Here is an 18039-nt window from a genome sequence, read left to right on the forward strand (position 1 = left end):
AAATGCGCCAGAAGCCTGTTTAAAATTGAATATTTGTAGGCTGGCAGGTGCGTTAGTTTTAATTTTCGCGTGGTTTGTCGGGGCATTAATGTGTTGCCTGACAAGTCTCAAGCAGACAATGCGCTGCAACTGGCGTTAGCCCATAGCTCAATACCTTGACGAACCCTGTATTCAACTTTTTGTTTAATCTCTTTCTGTTTTGCCTGGAACGCTCGCGGCTGTAGGAACTGCGGGTCAAAGATAAAACAGTGACCTTCCCAGCAGAGAATAGACCGGTCTGAAACAGTGTGAGGCAACAGAAGGCTTTGACGTTTTGTTGTTTGCCCAGCGCCGTTATCAGGATCAACGAAGCGGGATTGCGGATAAATTCGCCAGGCTTCGTAAGGCTCATCTGGCACCGGTAACAGGAATGTCAGCGGAAAAAAGTTGAGGAGAGTTCAAGACCGATAATCTTCAAAGAGATATTGAAGCTCACGCTTTTGCGCGATGGGTTAAGGCTCGGCAAGACATCACACAGAATATGGAAGCGACCTTGCTGGGTCAGCCAGGTATTTACATAGCGTTCCATTAAATGCCACTGAAGATCTCGCTGCGAGACGCCTTCGATTCGGGCGATAAGTTTGAAATGCCGAATCAGTGCATCACTGGCAGTCTCGATTTCTGTCGCGCAGGACTTATTCATATCGCTCACTCCTAAAGCCACACGAAGGTGAAGTAATGTGAGGAGTTATAAAATTGCCTCCTTAAACAACAGGAGGCAGGTTTATACGGGCAACGTTTACAAAATCATCCAGCGCTTTTCTCTGGATGAGGCTACAGCGGCATCAATCACTTTCTGAATTTCCCACGCCTCACGGAAATCGGGCCCGGCAACGGGCTGACCTGCAACGGCACGCAGAAACTCAGCGATCTCGATGGTTTTAAGATCGTTAAAGCCGAGTTGGTGTCCGGGAGCAGGGCAGAATGCCGCGTAAGGGGCATGTTTTGGCCCAGCTTCGATTCGTTGAAAACCATGATGACCGCTATTGCCTTCTGAACGGTAAAAATGCAACTCGTTAAAGCGCTCCTGAGTGAAATGCAATGCACCCCGCGTGCCGTAAATTTCGAAACCCAGCTGCATATTGCGGCCGGTTGCCACCCAACTCGCTTCAATACTGCCTTTACAACCCCGTGCAAATTCAACCGTCAGGCGAGCAATGTCATCCACTTCGACCGCACGCTTTTCCGCTGCACCGGATGACGTTGGGCGGCTTTTAATGACGGTTTCCAGGTCAGCATTGACGGCGACGATCGGCCCCAGCAGGAAGCGTGCCATTGAGACAATATGGCTACCGAGATCCGCCACCGCGCCTGCTCCACCAGAAGGATCAAGGCGCCACGACCAAGGCGTAAGCGGTGATGCCATAAAATCTTCTGCATGAATGCCGCGAAAACTAACAATATCGCCCAGCTCACCTTGCTCAATCATCTCTTTCGCCAATTTGAGCATGGGGTTTTTCAGATAATTGAAACCGACCTGAGTAACGACACCTTTTGCTTCCGCCGCTTCCGTCATGATTGCCGCATCCTGACTGCCCGGCGCTATCGGCTTCTCGCAATGCACGTGTTTTCCGGCTTTGATAGCGGCCAGCGCCTGTTCAAGATGAAAACGATTGGGTGTTGTGATGGAGACAACATCGATATCAGGATCGTTAATCAATGTGTGCCAGTCATCGGTATGGCGACGAAAGCCAAAACGCTGAGCCGCTTTCTCTGCCGCAGCACCCTCAATATCCGCCACGCAAATCAACTCCGGTGAGACTTCACCGGGGAAGATGCCCGCAGCTGCCCGGTAGGCAAGCGCGTGCGAAAGCCCCATAAATCCGGTTCCGATAATCCCTACGCCTATCTTTTTCATCATGTTTCTCGCAGTTCGCTCTTTTTACACTTCGACTTTTACAGGCTTACCGCTTTCCACTGAGCGCTGAGCGCATTCAGCCAGTTTAAGTGCCATATAACCGTCGAAAGGCGTAATCGGAACGGCTTTTGGCTGACCGATCATATTGACGAATGCATCCATCTCTTTTCGGTAAGCATCGGCGTAACGCTCCAGGAAAAAATGCACCAAAGGTGAACGAGAATCGGTGGCATTTTGGTTGTAACGACGAACAGTAGAAGGGCGCAGGTTATCGTTCATCAACATGCCTGCTGATCCATATGCCTCGATACGCTGGTCATGGCCGTAAACGGCCTGGCGACTACAGTTGATATGACACTGTTTGCCAGAGCGGGTCGTCATCTGCACCATCACCGTGTCGTAATCATTGAGCGCTTCCAGCGCAGGTTCCAACATGCGGCTGGCGGAGGCATACACTTCAATCGGCTCTTCGCCCAATAACCAGCGCGCCATATCGAAATCGTGAATGGTCATGTCGCGAAAAATACCGCCAGAGTGACGCAAATAATCCATTGAGGCGAAGCCGGGATCGCGGCTTGAAATCATAATTTGATGCAGTTCACCAATTTCACCGTTGGCGATGGCTTGATGAATTTCGCTGGCGCTGGGATCAAAACGGCGATTAAACGCAATCATCACTGTCGCATCGAGATTTTTGAGTTCCTCACACGCAATCTTGGCCCGTTCTAAATTCAGATCGACCGGCTTTTCGCACAGCACGGCTTTCCCTTTTCGGGCAGCGCTCAGCATTAAATCAACGTGAGTATCGGTCGGCGTCGCGATAACAATGCCATCAATGGAATCATCTTCGATTAACTCCATCGGATCTTTAACCGCTTTTCCGCCATATATTTCGGTTAATTTAATGGCGTTCTCAATAAAAGGATCGGCAATGGCAACTAACTCGACTTTTGAATGTGCAGCGACATTCGACGCATGGACATTCCCGATGCGACCTGCACCTAATACGGCAATTTTCATAATATTATTTCCTGTAAGGTCAGTGATGTTCAGACTAATTAAAAGGACTTAAACAATGCCGGCTTTATTTATTTCTCGATGATTGACAATTAAATTCTCTTCGAGCGTTCCGTTGAAGTAATTAATTATATTATTTACCGCAGAGACGGACATCCGCATTGCCGCTTCCTGTGTCAACCCAGCAGAGTGCGGACTCAGCAATAAGCGATAAGAAGCATGTAATAAAGGTGAGGAGGATGGAGGCGGTTCCTCACTAAATACATCCAGTCCGGCTCCCCCAAACGTTCATTGTTCAACGCTTCAATCAGAGCGGCTTCATCGACAATTCCGCCGCGTGCGGTATTAATGACAATGGCGCTCGGCTTCAACAATGCCAGTTCTTTTCGGCCTATCAGCGGCTTGGTGTCGCTCAGCGGTAAATGCACCGTAACGGCATCGGCGATTTTAAGACCTTCTTCAATTTGTTCTATTTGCTGTACACCCGAATCAGTAAATAGATCAGCAGGAATAAAGGGATCGTAAGCCACTACCTTCATATTGAAGCAGCGTGCCATTCGAGCAACTTCACGTCCGATACGGCCAAAACCAAGAATAAAAAGCGTGCGACCCGCTAACTCAATGGCTGAAAAACTGTTTCTGCAATTCCACTGCCCTGACCGCATATTCTCATCGTATACGCGCAGCTGTTTCGCCAGGGTCATCAGCATTGAAAGAGTGTGCTCTGCCACGGAAAGTGAATTGACGTCACCGACAATCGTCAGCGGAATCGACCTTTCATTCAGCGCGGGCAGATCAACCGCGTCATATCCGACGCCGTGCCGTGAAACGATTTTCAGTTTTGCAGCCTGCGCGATCTCTTTGCTGGTCAACGGTTGCGTACGCAGCAGCAAGGCATCAGCGTTCTGAATAAAAGGGGCATAGCTGGAGACGCTGACTTCATGAACCAAGTCAAAGGTAAAACCTGGCGCATTTTTCAGAATAGCGAGTCCGGCATCGTGAATTTTTCCGGCTACAAGGACATGGGGCATTTTAATAACCTCCCTTTTGGGCGGGAATCTCTTTCTCAGACTGCTGGCCGGTCAACTGGCGAAAGCGACTGACGCTGGCCGCTGCGGCACCGCGTAACAGCTGAACATCATTGGATACCGTTACCAGATCAAATCCCCATTCCACCGCTTTGGCTGCATATTCCGGCGTGCCGTTATGCAGGCCTGCACGAATACCCGCAGCATGGGCGCGTTCAATGATGTGCCTGATGCAGTCAACGATCTCCGGCTCATCGCGATCAAAACCGGTACGGTATTTCCTGCCAGTCATCCCCAGCGTGAGATCTGCCGGGCCGATGTAGATACCATCAAGGCCGGGAGTCGCGACAATCTCATCGATATTCTTGACGGCTTCTGCCGTTTCAATCATGGCGAAGCAGAGAATTTCGTTATCAGCATGCTGACCATAATCCTGACCCGCAGAGAAGGTGACGCGGGTAGGGCCGAAACTGCGGCTGCCAAGTGGCGGGTAACGTACACAGGAAACCAGTTGCCGTGCTTCTTCGGCATTATTCACCATCGGACAAATGATGCCGTACGCACCGGCATCCAGCGCTTTCATGATGTCACCTGGCGAAAGCCACGGCACCCGCACCATCGGTGTCACACCGCTTGCACGCATGGCCTGTAACATGGTGGCGGCGGTTTCATAACCAACAAAGCCATGCTGAATATCGATGGTGACAGCGTCATAACCTTGCGCCGACATGATTTCAGCCGTGAAAGGGCTGGCGATAGAAAGCCAGCCATTAAGCGCTGGCGACCCGCGTTCCCATAATCGTTTAACGTTATTGTTGATCATCGCGTATTCCTTACAGCACAACTTGAGTCAGTTTGACGTTCATGTATTCGAGGATCCCCTCGCTCCCACCTTCACTTCCCATACCGCTGGCTTTGATTCCGCCAAAAGGCACTTCTGCCGCCGCGAGCGCGAAACTGTTGATGCCGACCATACCAGCCTGAAGGGCGGCAGAAACGCGGCGGATCCGTGCTGCATCGCGGGTGAATGCGTAAGCAGATAAAGCGAACTCGGAGCGATTAACACGCTCAATGACCTCGCTTTCATCACTGAAGGTTGTAATAGCGGCGATGGGACCAAAATTCTCTTCGCACAACGCCAGCGCATCATCTGGAACATCAGCAATAACCGTGGGTGCGAAATAAAAACCGGGTTTATCTTGAATACGCTGACCGCCAGTAACGATACGGCCACCTTTTTGGCGCGCGTCCTCAACGATTTTTTCAATCGCTTCCAGTCTGCGTGTGTTGATTAACGGCCCCATTTCAGTGCCTTCGTCTTGTCCATAACCCACTTTTATGTTGGCTGCGCGACGGGCAAACCCTTCAATAAAGGCAGCTGAAACTGATTCCTGAACATAAAAACGGTCTGGCGTCACACAAACCTGCCCGCAGTTGGCAAACTTGGTCGGCACGGCCAGATCCAGTGCTTTTTCGATATCAGCATCGTCAAAAACAATCATGGGTGCGTTGCCGCCAAGCTCCATGCTCAGACGTTTGATGGTGGCTGCTGAATCCCGAATCATTTGCTGTCCAATCGCAGTGGAGCCGGTCAGCGTGACTTTCTTCACCGCTGCCGAATTAATCAGGGGTTTATAAGTCTGTTCAGTACCGCCAACCACCATATTCACTACGCCAGCGGGAAGGCCCGCTTTCTGCAGACATTCCATAATGATCATCGCAGAACCGGGAACCTCGCTTGAGGGGCGCAACACGACGCAGCAACCCGCAGCTAACGCGGGTGCCACTTTGCGGGCAATCAGGACAACGGGAAAATTCCACGCAGTAAAAGCGGCAACCACGCCAACCGGTTCATGGGAAACTTCACAACGACCCCTGCCACACGGCTTTCAACGATGCGACCATAAATGCGGCGGGACTCTTCGGCATACCAGGTAAACTGGTCGATGGATAAGGTCCACTCACGACTGGCCTGGCCCAGCGGCTTGCCGCTTTCCCGTGAGATCATTGTTGCGGCGCGCTCGCGGGCTTTTTCCATCTCCTGAGCCACGCGATGTAACGTTTCAGCGCGCTCCCATGCTGGCGTCTGTTTCCAGAGCGAAAAAGCCTGTTCAGCGCTGGCAATGGCATCAAGCGTATCCTGTTCTGATGCTGAGGTGATTTCGCCTAGCTTCTCATCGCGGCCTGGGTCGGTCACCACGATTGGGTAGCCGCCGCGGCCTTCACGCCAGCGACCATTAATGAATTGTCCAAACTCTTTGTACATACCCGCTTCCTGTCTTTTCTGAGGTCCGTTTTCTCCAGACCGATGAAATGTACACCTCGAAATCGAAGCCCCGTTCAGCGTTACAGCTAACAATCTAGTTGCAATGATTAGATCGCTGCAATAAAAATTGCAATGCGCTTTTTTTGAGTTTTTGAGTCAGGTTTTTAAGGAAGAATAATTTTTATGCTATTGAAAATAATGATTAAATTTGCTTGCAATTTTTGTTGCGAAGGATGTTTTGATGCACTGGAAAGGCGAATATTTATGCTAAATATAAGAATCAGATCACGTAATTTGAAATTTCAATTGCAAGGTAAATTGAAATGCAATTTTAGTTGCTATAACTTGATGTGGTGAGCGGGCAGAAGTGTCAACTGAGCAGGACATACATTTACTGAGAAAGCACCCTGATTCTCAGTTTAAAATGACTTTTTGATTGAGTATTGAGGGCACGTTGTCATGGCTAGTCGTAAAGATGCAGAAAAAACTGCAGCGGCCACCGCACAAAAATTATGAACAAGTGGTAAACGATATCACTGAGCGATATCCCCATTTGTCAGAGCGTTTTCAACAGGTGGCGCGTTTTATTATGCAGAATCCAAATGCCGTTGCGCTGGAATCGATTAATGCGATAGCCCAAAAATGCGGCCTGCACCCCTCTACGCTCGTGCGATTTGCTCAAAATCTGGGGTACAGCGGATTCAAGCAGATGCAGTCAGTATTTCAAACGCGTCTGGCAACATCTGCACCTGGCTACAACGAGCGTATTGTTGCACTTGAAAATGATTTAGAAAAAACCAGCAGCAGGGAAGTTTAGGATTTCTGCACAGTCTGGTCGTTAGAGATATCGCGACGCTTCAGGGCATGCTGGAAAGCATCAAGGCAGCTGACTTAGATCAAAGCGCGGTCTATCTGAAAAACGCCGAAACCATCTTTATTGCGGGTCAGCTCCGTTCCGAACCCGTTGCGATGTTGATGCGTTATCTGCTGACCATGCTTAACCGCAAAGTGGTATTACTGGATATGCCGGGCGGGCTTGCTCCTCATATGGCCATGAACATGACAGCAAACGATGCGTTAATTGCCGTTTCGTTTCGCCACTATGCGCAAGAAGTGATGAATATTGCTGACATTGCTGAGAAAAAGGCATACCCGTGATCGCTATTACCGACAGCGTGCTATCACCGTTAGCCAAAAATGCCTCGGTACTTTTCACCATTCCAGAGGAAGAGTACAGCTTCTCCCGTTCGCTGGCCGCGCCGGTGTGTTTAGTTCAGTGCATCGCACTCGCAGTGGCTTCGGCGATGCACCCGGAAGAAGAGCAGCCAAGGATTGAAACGGTCACTGAGCGTACTTTACGGGTAGAAGAATTTAAAAAGACGCCAGCAAAATAGTTCCCTGATTACCGGCCCGAACCCGCTTCCCAACAGGGAAGCTACGCCCCGGAATGCAACATTTGTTGCGCGTAAAGTTTTATAGCAACATAAATTCCTACAATCCGCCTGTTCTTACCGACGGGCCTTACAGCAGGTAGATATTATGTCGACGTATCGTTGCACCACTGCACAGGCCATTGTGCGCTATCTCAGTAACCAGTTTACCGAGATTGATGATCAGGAAGTCCCGCTGTTTCCTGGTGTGTTTGGCATTTTTGGTCATGGCAACGTGACCTGCATGGGGAAGCCCTTGAAAGTGTTCAGGATGTGCTGCCAACGTGGCGCGGCCAGAATGAACAGTCAATGGGATTCGCCGCGGCGGGGTTTGCCAAAGCGCGCCTGCGCCAGCAGATTATGGTGGTTACAGCGTCAATCGGGCCGGGAACGACGAATCTATTGACAGCTGCAGGCGTGGCACATGTAAGCCGGTTGCCTTTTTTAATGCTCTGCGGTGATACCTTTGCTCAACGCCATCCCGATCCGGTTATGCAACAGGTTGAACATTTTAACGATCCAACGCATACCGTTAACGATGCGTTTAAAGCTGTAACGCGTTATTGGGACCGTATAACCTGGCCGGAGCAGATCGTCTCTTCGCTGCCGCAGGCAGTTGCAACCATGCTGGATCCTGGCGAGTGCGGGCCTGCTTTTATCGGTCTTTGTCAGGATGTTCAGGAGATGGCGTGGGATTTTCCCGAAGCCTTCTTCCAGCGCCGTGTTCACCACATTCCACGTCCACGCCCGGACAATCAGTTGCTGAATAAAGCGGTTGCACTGCTGCAACAAGCCAAAAATCCGCTGATTATTTCTGGCGGCGGCGTCCGTTACTCGCGAGCGGAAGCGGCATTAGAAAAACTCGCTAAAGAACGCGGCATTCCCGTGGTTGAAACCATCGCGGGTAAAGGCGCTTTCACTCACGATCATCCGGTACATGCCGGCCCGATTGGCATCCTGGGTTCAACATCCGCTAATGCGCTGGCAGCAAAAGCAGATGTGATTATCGCCGTCGGCACTCGCTTGATGGATTTTGTGACCGGCTCATGGTCAGTCTTTTCACATGAAGCAAAATTTATTGCTATCAACGCAGCACGCTTTGATGCCAACAAACATTTTGCCATTCCGTTGGTATGCGATGCGCGAGAAGGTTTGTCTGAACTCGATCAAGCATTAGGCAGCTATCAGGCCGATCCCGCGTGGCTTCCACAAGGAAAGGCATGGTTCAGCGAGTGGAATCATCTGATTGCAGAAAAACAAGAGCGGGCCATCACCCCTGACGGCGTTCCAACTTATGCGCAGGTGGTTGGCGTGGTAAATGCCAGTGCAGCGAAAGAGGATTATGTCATCAGCGCAGCGGGGGCTGCCAGGTGAGTTAGTCAAAGGGTGGAAAGTAAAAACGCCCGGTACCTTTGATTGCGAGTTTGGCTTCTCCTGCATGGGATACGAGATTTCCGCCGGCTGGGGTGCCGCCATGATTGAAGAAGAGCGAGATGTTTTCGTCATGATCGGGGATGGCACCTACATGATGATGAACTCCGATGTCTATTCAACGGTGCTCTCCGGTCACAAGATGATTCTGCTGGTGTGCGATAACGGCGGCTATGCGGTCATTAACCGACTGCAAAATGCCAAAGGCGGCGCGTCATTCAACAATCTACTTAAAGATTGCAAAGTAAAAGAACCGTTCCACGTCGATTTCGTCGCGCATGCGCAGTCGATGGGCGCACTGGCACGTAAAGTCAGCAACCTTGATGAGCTGGAAACCGCCATTGGATGGGCTAAATCCAACGATCGCACCACAGTTATCTGCATTGACACTCATCCGCATGAATGGACACCAGGCGATGCCTGGTGGGATGTTGGCGTACCCGAAGTCAGCGCCCGGGAGAGTGTGATGGAAGCAAGACGGGAGCAAGAAGAAGCCCGCAAAAAACAGCGGATTGGTATTTAACCTAATCAGGAAAGAGAACCATGATTTTAAAAGCCAAACTGGGCATTGCTCCCATCGCCTGGTCAAATGACGATTTACCTCAGTTGGGGGTGATACACCGTTATCGACTTGCCTGGCAGAGAGTCGCGAAGCAGGATTTTCAGGGGTTGAAACAGGCGGGAAATTTCCGTTGAGCAGCGCAGAGCTTCGCCCACAGCTGGCTGAATATGACCTGCAATTAGTGTCAGGCTGGTATTCCGGCACTTTGCTGGATAACGACCTGGAGAGTGAAATCGCGAAAGTAACGCCACAGTTGCAACTGTTTAAAGATTGCGGTGCGGCATGCCTTGTGTATGGCGAAACGGCCGGAACGATTCAAAACCGTCAGGATGTTCCTCTCAGTCAACGTCGTCGCTTAACCGAGAGCGAAATCCAACGCTACGGTGAAAAGCTGACAGCTTTTTCTGACTACTGCGCTGAGTTTGGTGTCCCGCTGGCTTTCCATCATCACATGGGAACGGCTATTGAAGATGAGCGCGACATCGACTTGTTAATGGCGCATACCGGCCCGTCAGTGGGACTGCTGTTTGATACTGGTCATCTGGTTTTCGCCGGAGCCGATCCGTTTAGCATCCTGAAAAAGCACGCTAATCGCATTAACCATGTACATACCAAGGATGTTCGTGCCGAGGTTCTTGCCGCGCTGGACTGGCAGCGCGATTCATTTCTGGATGCAGTGCTTAAAGGGGTTTACACCGTGCCCGGTGATGGCTGCATCAACTTTGATAGGGTCGTCAGCGAGCTGGCAGAAACCGGTTATCAAGGCTGGTTTGTGGTGGAGGCTGAGCAGGATCCTGCACTGGCGCCTCCGCTGGAATACGCAAGAATCGGCTATGCCAGTCTGATAAAGGCATTGGCTCAGGCAAATTATGTTCTCACTGAAGGAGAAGACGAATGACTCATTTTCTTGATGGAAAAATTGCCGTAATCACCGGCGGGACGCAGGGTTTAGGTGCGGCAATTGCAAAAGAGTTTAAACAGTCTGGTGCAGCGGGCCTGATTTTGTGTGGTCGTAATGCCGAGAAGGGAGCCGCAGTGGCTGAACAGTTATCCAGCCCAGAGTGTGCCGTACATTTTGTTAAAACGGATCTGACAAACGTTGAGGACTGCCGCAAAGCGATCAAAACCGCCGAAACGCATTTTGGCCGACTTGATGTGCTGGTCAATGCGGGCGCAATGACCGACCGCGGGACAATTATCGACACTTCTCCAGAGCTGTTTGACCAAATGTTTGCGACGAATGTACGCGGGCCGTTTTTCCTGATGCAAGAAACCGTGAAGCTGATGAAACGCACAGAAGTGAAAGGCAGCATTGTGAATATCTGCTCTATGTCTGGGCTGGCCGGGCAGCCTTTCATTTCAGCCTATTGCGCATCAAAAGGTGCACTGGCGACACTGACACGCAACACCGCGTTTGCCACGCTGCGCAACAATATTCGGGTTAACGCACTGAATATTGGCTGGATGGCTTCCGAAGGCGAAGATCGGATTATGAAGCAATATCATGGCGCGGAGGATAACTGGCTGGAAAAAGCGGCAGCCGATCTGCCCTTTGGGCGCTTGATTGATCCGCATGAAGTTGCTCGCGCCGTCGTCTTTTTGGCAAGTGAACAGTCAGGACTCATGACGGGCTCAGTGGTCAATTATGACCAGTCCGTCTGGGGAGGCTATGAAAACTCGCCGGCTCCGGCACAGCCTCTGTGATTTAAATCAGGCAGCCGATTTCGATTGGCTGCCCGCAAAGTCTGGTCTTTTTAGTATGCAAAATGTAGAGAAGATGGAAGAGATAACCGGTTTCTATCGCCATTTCTTACTGGCCATTTGGCAAGAAAGAAACGATCCGCTTCGTAAAAATGAAGCTGAGATAAAAGCAGCGCTACTCTCCTGGCTTGAAGAGCAAAAACGAAGTAAGCGTTACCGGGTACATTGTAAACATGAGATTTTGAGCATGTATGAAGAAATTGAAAATTACGGCGTTAAAGAACTTGAACGCAGGATTAATAATCTTCATAAAAATTGCGTTTATCTACTTGAGACGTCTTAGTTAAATAACGCTTTAATCATGAGCGCTTTTTACTGATTAACGTGGGCCACTTTCAACGTAAAAATCGGCACCTAATGCTATGACAGATTGATTAATTAATCGCACCTTAGGCTGTGATGCGACTCTTTATTTATCAGGAAACGATTACCGTTATCCTTTATCGGATAATTTAATGAACTTCTTTTGCCGGGGAAAGAGCCAGGGATTGTCTTTTTGCAGGAAGCATCACTATAACCGGAAAATAAATACAGAAAGCACATCCTCAACCTACAGGTGACATAATGAATCTCATTAAACGCATTGCCATTACCGGTATTGCTGCCGGCATGATTTTTTCTGCCCAAGCTAAAGAGATGAAAGTCGGCGTTGCATTGTCCAACTTTGATCTTAACTTTATTTCAATCTTGCGTACGCAGATGGATAAAGAGCTAAAACAGCAAAAACTGGACGGCCAGTTTGTTGATGCAAAAGGAGACGTTGCCCTGCAAGCACAGCAGGTTGATGACTTCATCAATCAGGGGGTTGATGCCATCATTCTCAATCCTGTTGACACGCAAGGCGTGGCACCCATGATCAAGGCGGCCGAAAGTGCCAATATTCCGCTGGTGTTTGTTAACCGCAAACCCGAAGTCAAACTTCCCGAAAATATGGCCTACGTTGGCTCAGATTCAGCGCTGGGTGGGAAAATGGAGATGGAAGCGTTGGCTAAGATGATGAATTATAAAGGCAACGTCGCGATTATCATGGGGGCGTTATCTACTGAAGAGGCGCGCGAAAGAACGCGTGCCGTTGAAGCGGTGATTAAAGAGCATAAGGATATGAAAGTCATTGAAAAACAAACGGCTAAGTGGCAACGCAATGAAGCAGTAGATGTGGTTTCCAACTGGCTTTTGAACGCAACGCCCATTGATGCTATTGCCGCAAATAATGATGAAATGGCGATAGGCGCTATTCTTGCTTTAGGGCAGTCAAAAAAGAAAAATATTCTTATTGCAGGAATTGACGGTACGCCAGATGGTCTGAAATTCGTTCAGAATGGAAAAATGGCGCTCTCCATATTTCAGGATGCAAAAGGGCAAGCAACGGGTGCGGTTAAAGTAACCCGAGCGCTGCTGGATAAAAAGAAAGTCGAAACCTACACCTGGATTCCTTATCAGGTTATCACGTCAGAAAATTATAAAAATTTTCTGACGTCCAATAATTAATATCAATGAATTATTCTGTGCTGATTTTTGACTAGCGATGTAATTATATTTTCAACCTGGAGTTGAATTTTCATTTCATCGTTTTTTAAATGAGTTTAACTCGTAATAAGTGAAAGAAATTGAATGCTTTTCCCTGTGTCTTTGCACCTGTTAATAGAGCAGGTGCATCTTTTTTAATTGGGAGTGGTTATGAAAACAATTAAAGGTCCTGGCGTTTTTCTGGCGCAATTTGCCGGAGAAAGTGCACCCTTTAATACGCTTGCTGGCATGGCATCGTGGGCGGCAGAAAAAGGATTTAAAGGCGTGGAGATCCCCAGTTGGAATACAAACCTAATCGATCTTCATCGGGCTGCTGAAAGCCAGACTTACGCCGATGAGATACTGGGTGTCCTGAATGAATATGGTCTGACGTTGACCGACCTCGCCAGCCATTTGCAAGGTCAGCTGGTGGCCTTGCATCCTGCTTTTGATTTGCCGGCTGATAGTTTTGCGCCAGCTGCGCTCAGAAACAATCCTGAGGAGCGCCAACGTTGGGCAACGGAGCAGCTAAAGATGGCTGCAAAAGCGTCACGCCGGTTAGGGCTGGATAAGCATGTGACCTTTTCAGGCACCTTGCTCTGGCCGTTTCTTTATCCCTATCCGCAATGGCCCGAGGGTCTGATTGAAGAGGGATTTGATGAACTGGTCCGACGCTGGATGCCAATCCTCAATGTATTTGACGAACAGGGTGTCGATGTTTGTTACGAGATCCATCCTACTGAGGATCTGCATGATGGCCTGACATTTGAGCGCTTTTTGGAAAAAACGGGCAATCATTCACGCTGCAATATGATGTATGACCCCAGTCATCTTGTCCTGCAAAGTATTGATTATCTCGCCTTCATCGATCACTACCACCAACGTATTAAAGCTTTTCACGTCAAGGATGCAGAGTTCCGTCCCAATGGGAAAACCGGCGCCTATGGCGGGTATCAGCCCTGGACGAGCCGCGCGGGGCGGTTCCGTTCTCCAGGAGATGGGCAAATTGATTTCGCTGCCATTTTTTCAAGCCTGACAGGCTATAACTTTGACGGCTGGGCGGTACTTGAGTGGGAGTGTTGCTTCAAGAATCCAGAAGATGGTGCACGCGAAGGCGCGCTTTTCATCAACGATAAGATCATTCATGTGACAGAACGATCATTTGATGATTTCTGCAAATCCTATGCAGATCAGTCGCTAAACAGAAAAATCATTGGAATTTAGGGAGAGTGTCATGAATAAACAGCCATTGAAAGGTCGCCGCATCCGGCTCGGCATGGTGGGCGGCGGTGAAGGCGCTTATATCGGCGGTATTCATCGATTCGCTGCCCGAATGGATAATCAATATGAATTAGTGGCTGGCGCATTTGATGTGGATCCTGGGCGTGGGCATGCTTTTGCTGCACAGAATTTTGTCGCAGCAGAGCGCTCTTATAAGGATTATCAGACGATGATTGCCGCTGAAAGCACGCGCGAAGATGGCGTGGACATCATCGCCATCTGCACGCCTAATTTTACCCACTATCCTATCGCCCGCGCCTGTCTTGACGCTGGCATTGATGTGATCTGTGAAAAACCGCTGACCACCACGCTTGATGATGCAGAGGCTCTGGCTGAAGTCGTGCAGCGTACCGGAAGATTTTTAGGGGTAACGTATACATATTCCGGTTATCCCATGGTGATGGAAGCCCGGATCAAAATCGAAGCAGGACTGATTGGCAAAGTCCGCACGGTACAGGTTGAATATCCATTGGAATGGATGGCGACAGGCATTGAGCTTAAAAACAATCAACAAGCGGCATGGCGTGTTGACCCTAAGAAGAATGGGCGGGGCGGTTCAATCGGAGACATTGGCACGCATGCTTATCACTTGGCCAGCTATGTCACTGGCCTGCAGGCCGAAAGCGTACTGGCCGATCTCGCTACCTTCGTTGAAGGCCGGGCATTGGATGATAACGCACACGTCCTGATCCGTTATGAAGGCGGCGCAAGGGGCATGCTTTGGTCATCACAAGTCGCTATCGGCTGCTCTAACGCTTTACGCTTGCGCGTTTTTGGTGAAACAGGCAGTTTGATGTGGTTTCAGGAGCAGCCTAACGAGTTGCTTTATACCTCGCTGGAGGGCGATAGCCAGGTTATCAAACGTGGCCGGGATACGCTCCACGACTTGACGAAAGCACGCACTCGTACGCCGCCCGGTCATCCCGAAGGCTACATTGAGGCCTTTTCAAATCTCTACCAAGGCTTCGCGACAATTCTTCGGCTGCGCGATGAAAAGCGCAATCTCACAGAGAATACCCACGTAATACCGCAAATTTATGATGGATTAAAAGGCGTGGCTTTCGTCGATGCCGTTGTGGACAGCCATGAACAGGGTTCGGTCTGGATGAAACCTAAATACGTGTAGCACCACAAGAGAGCACATTTGCGTGGCGATCCGTTTTGACATGAAGCAGGGCAGCGATCACATGAGGGTTTTGTGAGGTTTTTTTGAGGTTCTGTTAACGCAATGTAACTGCTAACCTGGAAAGGAATTCTTCTGCTTTAGAATGGCATGAGGCAGAAAACGTACCCTACAACAGTCAAAAATGAGGTTGCTATGACATCTCAATATTTCGTAAATGAAGATCAGGTTTCAGTTGAAGATTTCAGTTCTTTTTGTGCCCAACATGTCGACCGCGCCGACTATCCGCTGGCCAGCGAAGTCACCTCTGATGTATTGATTTACGATCGGCATGTGCTTGACGAGATTGCAGCAACAGACAAAAAGCGGGTGCTGAGTGAGTTACACAAGGCGCTTTCCTATGGGCCTGGCGTTTTTGTGGTGCGGGGGCTTTATAGCGATACTGAAATCATTGACAGCGCCTCTCAGGTTTTTGAAGAGATTATGCACGAGGAAGCTAAGTCCAAGGTACAGGCTGACCACTTTTCAAAAGCTGGCAACAATGGTCGCATCTGGAATGCTCTGCAAAAACTGGCTGAAGCTAATCCACACGTGTTCACGAATTACTATGCCAATACCACGCTGGGTTTGATCTGCCAGGCGTGGTTAGGGCCAGCCTGGCGCATGACTTCGCAGGTTAATCAGGTTCGTCCTGGTGGCGAAGCGCAACAGGCGCACCGTGATTATCATTTGGGTTTTCAACAAAGCGCCTTTGCCGCTGAATTTCCTGTTCCCGCGCAAATTCTTTCGCAATATTTGACGCTGCAGGGCGCCGTCGCCCATACGGACATGCCACTCGAATCAGGCCCAACGCGATTATTGCCGTGGTCGCATCAGTATGAACTGGGCTATATCGCTTACCGTCGCCCAGAGTTTGTCGATTTCTTTAATGAAAATTATGTCCAGCTGCCGCTGCGCAAAGGGGATGGATTATTCTTTAACCCGGCGCTGTTCCATGCCGCAGGCAATAATTCGACGCACGATGTCGTACGAACGGCGAACTTGCTGCAAATCTCATCGGCGTTTGGCGTTCCCATGGAGGAAGTCAATCATGAGCAGATCCTTAAAGTGATTTATCCCTCACTCAAAGGCAGCACGCTTTCGGAAGAAACGCGCAATGCCGTGATTGCCGTTGCGGCGCGCGGCTATTCTTTCCCAACTAATCTGGATACCGATCCGCCGGTAGGTGGATTGGTGCCAAAAACGCAACAGCAGCTCTTGCTGCAAGCGCTGCAGGATAACCTGAGCGCGGAGCAATTTAACCGCGAATTAGACCAGCACACCGCCAGACGAAAGGCGTAACGCACACCCGGCACCTGCAAAACAAACCAGCCGCAAGCGAGATTGCGGCTGGCTGCGCCACTTATTTTAACGTTGGTACCGTGAGTTTCTCTTTTGCCGCCGTTTGTTTACGCATTGCCGCCACGTCTGCTGCCGTCACTTCCGTTCCCTGATTACCCCATGACGTACGAACATAGGTGAGAATGTCGGCCATCTGTTGATCATTCATCTTCCAGTCGAAAGAGGGCATTCCGGCTGCGGTAGGTCGGTCTGCGGTGTTGGCAGCTCGTGCACCGTTTAACAGGGAATTTATCATGTTAGTCGGATTATTGAGCATTGATCTATTACCCGCAAACGCCGGTACCATGCCGCTGATCCCTTCGCCCTGCACACCATGGCAAGCGGTACAGTTCACTTCAAAGCTCAGCTCTGCGTTCTTCTTACGTGTTTCATCCATCACAAAAGCCTTCGGGGCTGGCGTGTCGGATGCAGGAAGGCTTCTGAGATAAGCGGTGACGGCCTGTAAATCGCTGTCGCGGAAATATTGCATGGAGTGTTCAACCGCTTCGGCCATTGGCCCGGCTGCGACGCTCTTGCCATCTGATCCCGTCTTCAGGTATTCAGCGATCTCTTTATTGCTCCAGCTACCGATACCGCTATGTGCATTAGGGGTAATGTCGGGTGCGTACCAATCTCCGAGCGCCCCACCTTGTAAATATTTACTGCTGATTTCCCCGCCCAGCGCATTGCGCGCCGTGTGACAAACGCTACAGTGCGCTGGCCCATCAACTAAATATTTTCCACGATTAATCAGGTCCAATTGATCGCTGCTTGACGCTGTTTTAAGGCTTTCAGGCTTGAAACCGCTGTTATCAAAAAACAGCAGGTTCCAGCCCGCCATCGCCAGACGAATGTTGTACGGGAAATTCATCCCACCATTTTCATCAATCTTATGGTTTACCGGTTTGAGTGTTGAGACATAGGCCCAGAGATCATGCATGTCCTGATCGTTTAATTTGGCGTATGCGGTATAGGGCATGGCAGGATAGAGGAAACCCTTATCGCCACGGCCGAGACGTACAGCATTGAAAAAGTCGCGCTCGGTCATGTTGCCGATACCGGTCTCGCGGTCTGGCGTGATATTCGAGGTTTTAAGCTCCCCGAACGGCGTATTAATTTTGTATCCGCCCGCAAAACTTTGCTCATGACAGGCTGCGCAATCGCTAAGACGCATGACGTATTCGCCGCGCTTAATGGCCTCTGCATCTGAACTGCGATAGTCAGCCAACACGGTTTTATTATCAGCAACATCAGAGCGTGAGCTGTCCATCACCAGCCATAATTTGCCGAACACCCCGATCCCCGCCAGAACGGCCAGCGCCGCCAGACTGTATCCTATTTTCTTTTTTGTACTCAT

Annotated in this window: 20 protein-coding genes and 1 pseudogene; 13 read left to right on the forward strand and 8 right to left on the reverse strand. The window is 49.9% G+C overall.

All coding sequences use genetic code 11. The annotated features are described in order from the left end of the window. Positions 1-412: 412 nt before the first annotated feature. From KQP84_RS24085 to KQP84_RS24115, 7 genes are all read right to left on the reverse strand, one after another. On the reverse strand, positions 413-682 hold the full coding sequence (locus KQP84_RS24085; RefSeq protein ID WP_215848603.1) for a hypothetical protein: 270 nt from the start codon (positions 680-682) through the stop codon (positions 413-415). Positions 683-778: 96 nt separating this feature from the next. Beyond that, complete coding sequence (locus KQP84_RS24090) at positions 779-1900, reverse strand: Gfo/Idh/MocA family protein (protein ID WP_243079218.1); 1122 nt, start codon at positions 1898-1900, stop codon at positions 779-781. A 21-nt stretch (positions 1901-1921) separates the two neighbouring features. Further along, positions 1922-2917: an inositol 2-dehydrogenase gene (gene iolG, locus KQP84_RS24095; RefSeq protein ID WP_215848604.1), complete on the reverse strand. Its 996-nt coding sequence runs from the start codon at positions 2915-2917 to the stop codon at positions 1922-1924. 194 nt (positions 2918-3111) lie between these two features. Beyond that, a complete protein-coding gene (locus KQP84_RS24100) occupies positions 3112-3945 on the reverse strand; it encodes an NAD(P)-dependent oxidoreductase (protein WP_215848605.1) in 834 nt (277 codons plus the stop codon). Between the two features lies 1 nt (position 3946). Beyond that, positions 3947-4765, reverse strand: coding sequence for an HpcH/HpaI aldolase family protein (locus tag KQP84_RS24105; RefSeq protein WP_215848606.1), 819 nt, complete (start codon positions 4763-4765; stop codon positions 3947-3949). Positions 4766-4775: 10 nt separating this feature from the next. Beyond that, positions 4776-5783: an aldehyde dehydrogenase family protein gene (locus KQP84_RS24110; RefSeq protein ID WP_215848607.1), complete on the reverse strand. Its 1008-nt coding sequence runs from the start codon at positions 5781-5783 to the stop codon at positions 4776-4778. Then, the gene (locus KQP84_RS24115; protein WP_215848608.1) at positions 5741-6208 is read right to left on the reverse strand and encodes an aldehyde dehydrogenase family protein; all 468 of its coding nucleotides are present in this window, start codon (positions 6206-6208) and stop codon (positions 5741-5743) included. The genes KQP84_RS24110 and KQP84_RS24115 overlap by 43 nt, the downstream gene beginning before the upstream one ends. Before the next feature lie 475 nt (positions 6209-6683). Here KQP84_RS24115 and KQP84_RS24120 point away from each other — a divergent pair, with 475 nt between their 5' ends. The 13 genes and pseudogenes from KQP84_RS24120 (at position 6684) to KQP84_RS24180 (ending at position 16643) form a co-directional block, all read left to right on the forward strand. After that, positions 6684-7025: a MurR/RpiR family transcriptional regulator gene (locus KQP84_RS24120; RefSeq protein WP_215848609.1), complete on the forward strand. Its 342-nt coding sequence runs from the start codon at positions 6684-6686 to the stop codon at positions 7023-7025. Positions 7026-7072: 47 nt separating this feature from the next. Further along, positions 7073-7366 carry a MurR/RpiR family transcriptional regulator gene (locus tag KQP84_RS24125; RefSeq protein WP_215848610.1) on the forward strand — a complete coding sequence of 98 codons (294 nt, stop codon included), beginning with the start codon at positions 7073-7075 and terminating at the stop codon, positions 7364-7366. Then, positions 7363-7602 carry a MurR/RpiR family transcriptional regulator gene (locus KQP84_RS24130; RefSeq protein WP_215848611.1) on the forward strand — a complete coding sequence of 80 codons (240 nt, stop codon included), beginning with the start codon at positions 7363-7365 and terminating at the stop codon, positions 7600-7602. The genes KQP84_RS24125 and KQP84_RS24130 overlap by 4 nt, the downstream gene beginning before the upstream one ends. Before the next feature lie 145 nt (positions 7603-7747). Continuing rightward, entirely contained in the window at positions 7748-8044 is a 297-nt protein-coding gene (locus KQP84_RS24135; RefSeq protein ID WP_215848612.1) for a hypothetical protein, read from the forward strand. Further along, positions 7948-9012 (forward strand): thiamine pyrophosphate-binding protein, encoded by a 1065-nt coding sequence (locus KQP84_RS24140; RefSeq protein ID WP_252515534.1) that lies wholly within the window; start codon positions 7948-7950, stop codon positions 9010-9012. Before KQP84_RS24135 ends, KQP84_RS24140 begins: the two co-directional genes overlap by 97 nt. Then, the gene (locus tag KQP84_RS24145; protein ID WP_215848614.1) at positions 8981-9592 is read left to right on the forward strand and encodes a thiamine pyrophosphate-dependent enzyme; all 612 of its coding nucleotides are present in this window, start codon (positions 8981-8983) and stop codon (positions 9590-9592) included. Before KQP84_RS24140 ends, KQP84_RS24145 begins: the two co-directional genes overlap by 32 nt. 20 nt (positions 9593-9612) lie before the next feature. Then, positions 9613-10529, forward strand: a pseudogene (gene iolE / locus KQP84_RS24150) (myo-inosose-2 dehydratase). Further along, positions 10526-11335 carry an SDR family oxidoreductase gene (locus tag KQP84_RS24155; protein WP_215848615.1) on the forward strand — a complete coding sequence of 270 codons (810 nt, stop codon included), beginning with the start codon at positions 10526-10528 and terminating at the stop codon, positions 11333-11335. The pseudogene iolE and the gene KQP84_RS24155 overlap by 4 nt, the downstream one beginning before the upstream one ends. Beyond that, entirely contained in the window at positions 11301-11675 is a 375-nt protein-coding gene (locus KQP84_RS24160; protein WP_215848616.1) for a hypothetical protein, read from the forward strand. The genes KQP84_RS24155 and KQP84_RS24160 overlap by 35 nt, the downstream gene beginning before the upstream one ends. Positions 11676-12001: 326 nt before the next feature. Next, on the forward strand, positions 12002-12880 hold the full coding sequence (locus KQP84_RS24165; RefSeq protein ID WP_370661513.1) for a substrate-binding domain-containing protein: 879 nt from the start codon (positions 12002-12004) through the stop codon (positions 12878-12880). Positions 12881-13069: 189 nt separating this feature from the next. Beyond that, entirely contained in the window at positions 13070-14122 is a 1053-nt protein-coding gene (locus tag KQP84_RS24170) for a sugar phosphate isomerase/epimerase family protein (RefSeq protein ID WP_215848618.1), read from the forward strand. Between the two features lie 10 nt (positions 14123-14132). Next, the gene (locus KQP84_RS24175) at positions 14133-15305 is read left to right on the forward strand and encodes a Gfo/Idh/MocA family protein (RefSeq protein ID WP_215848619.1); all 1173 of its coding nucleotides are present in this window, start codon (positions 14133-14135) and stop codon (positions 15303-15305) included. Positions 15306-15497: 192 nt separating this feature from the next. Then, positions 15498-16643, forward strand: a complete 1146-nt coding sequence (locus tag KQP84_RS24180) for a phytanoyl-CoA dioxygenase family protein (protein ID WP_215848620.1) — start codon at positions 15498-15500, stop codon at positions 16641-16643. Positions 16644-16704: 61 nt separating this feature from the next. Here KQP84_RS24180 and KQP84_RS24185 read toward each other — a convergent pair whose 3' ends face one another. Further along, complete coding sequence (locus KQP84_RS24185; protein WP_215848621.1) at positions 16705-18039, reverse strand: cytochrome c; 1335 nt, start codon at positions 18037-18039, stop codon at positions 16705-16707.

The sequence above is a fragment of the Candidatus Pantoea bituminis genome (genome assembly GCF_018842675.1).
Classification (GTDB): Bacteria; Pseudomonadota; Gammaproteobacteria; order Enterobacterales; family Enterobacteriaceae; genus Pantoea; species Pantoea phytostimulans.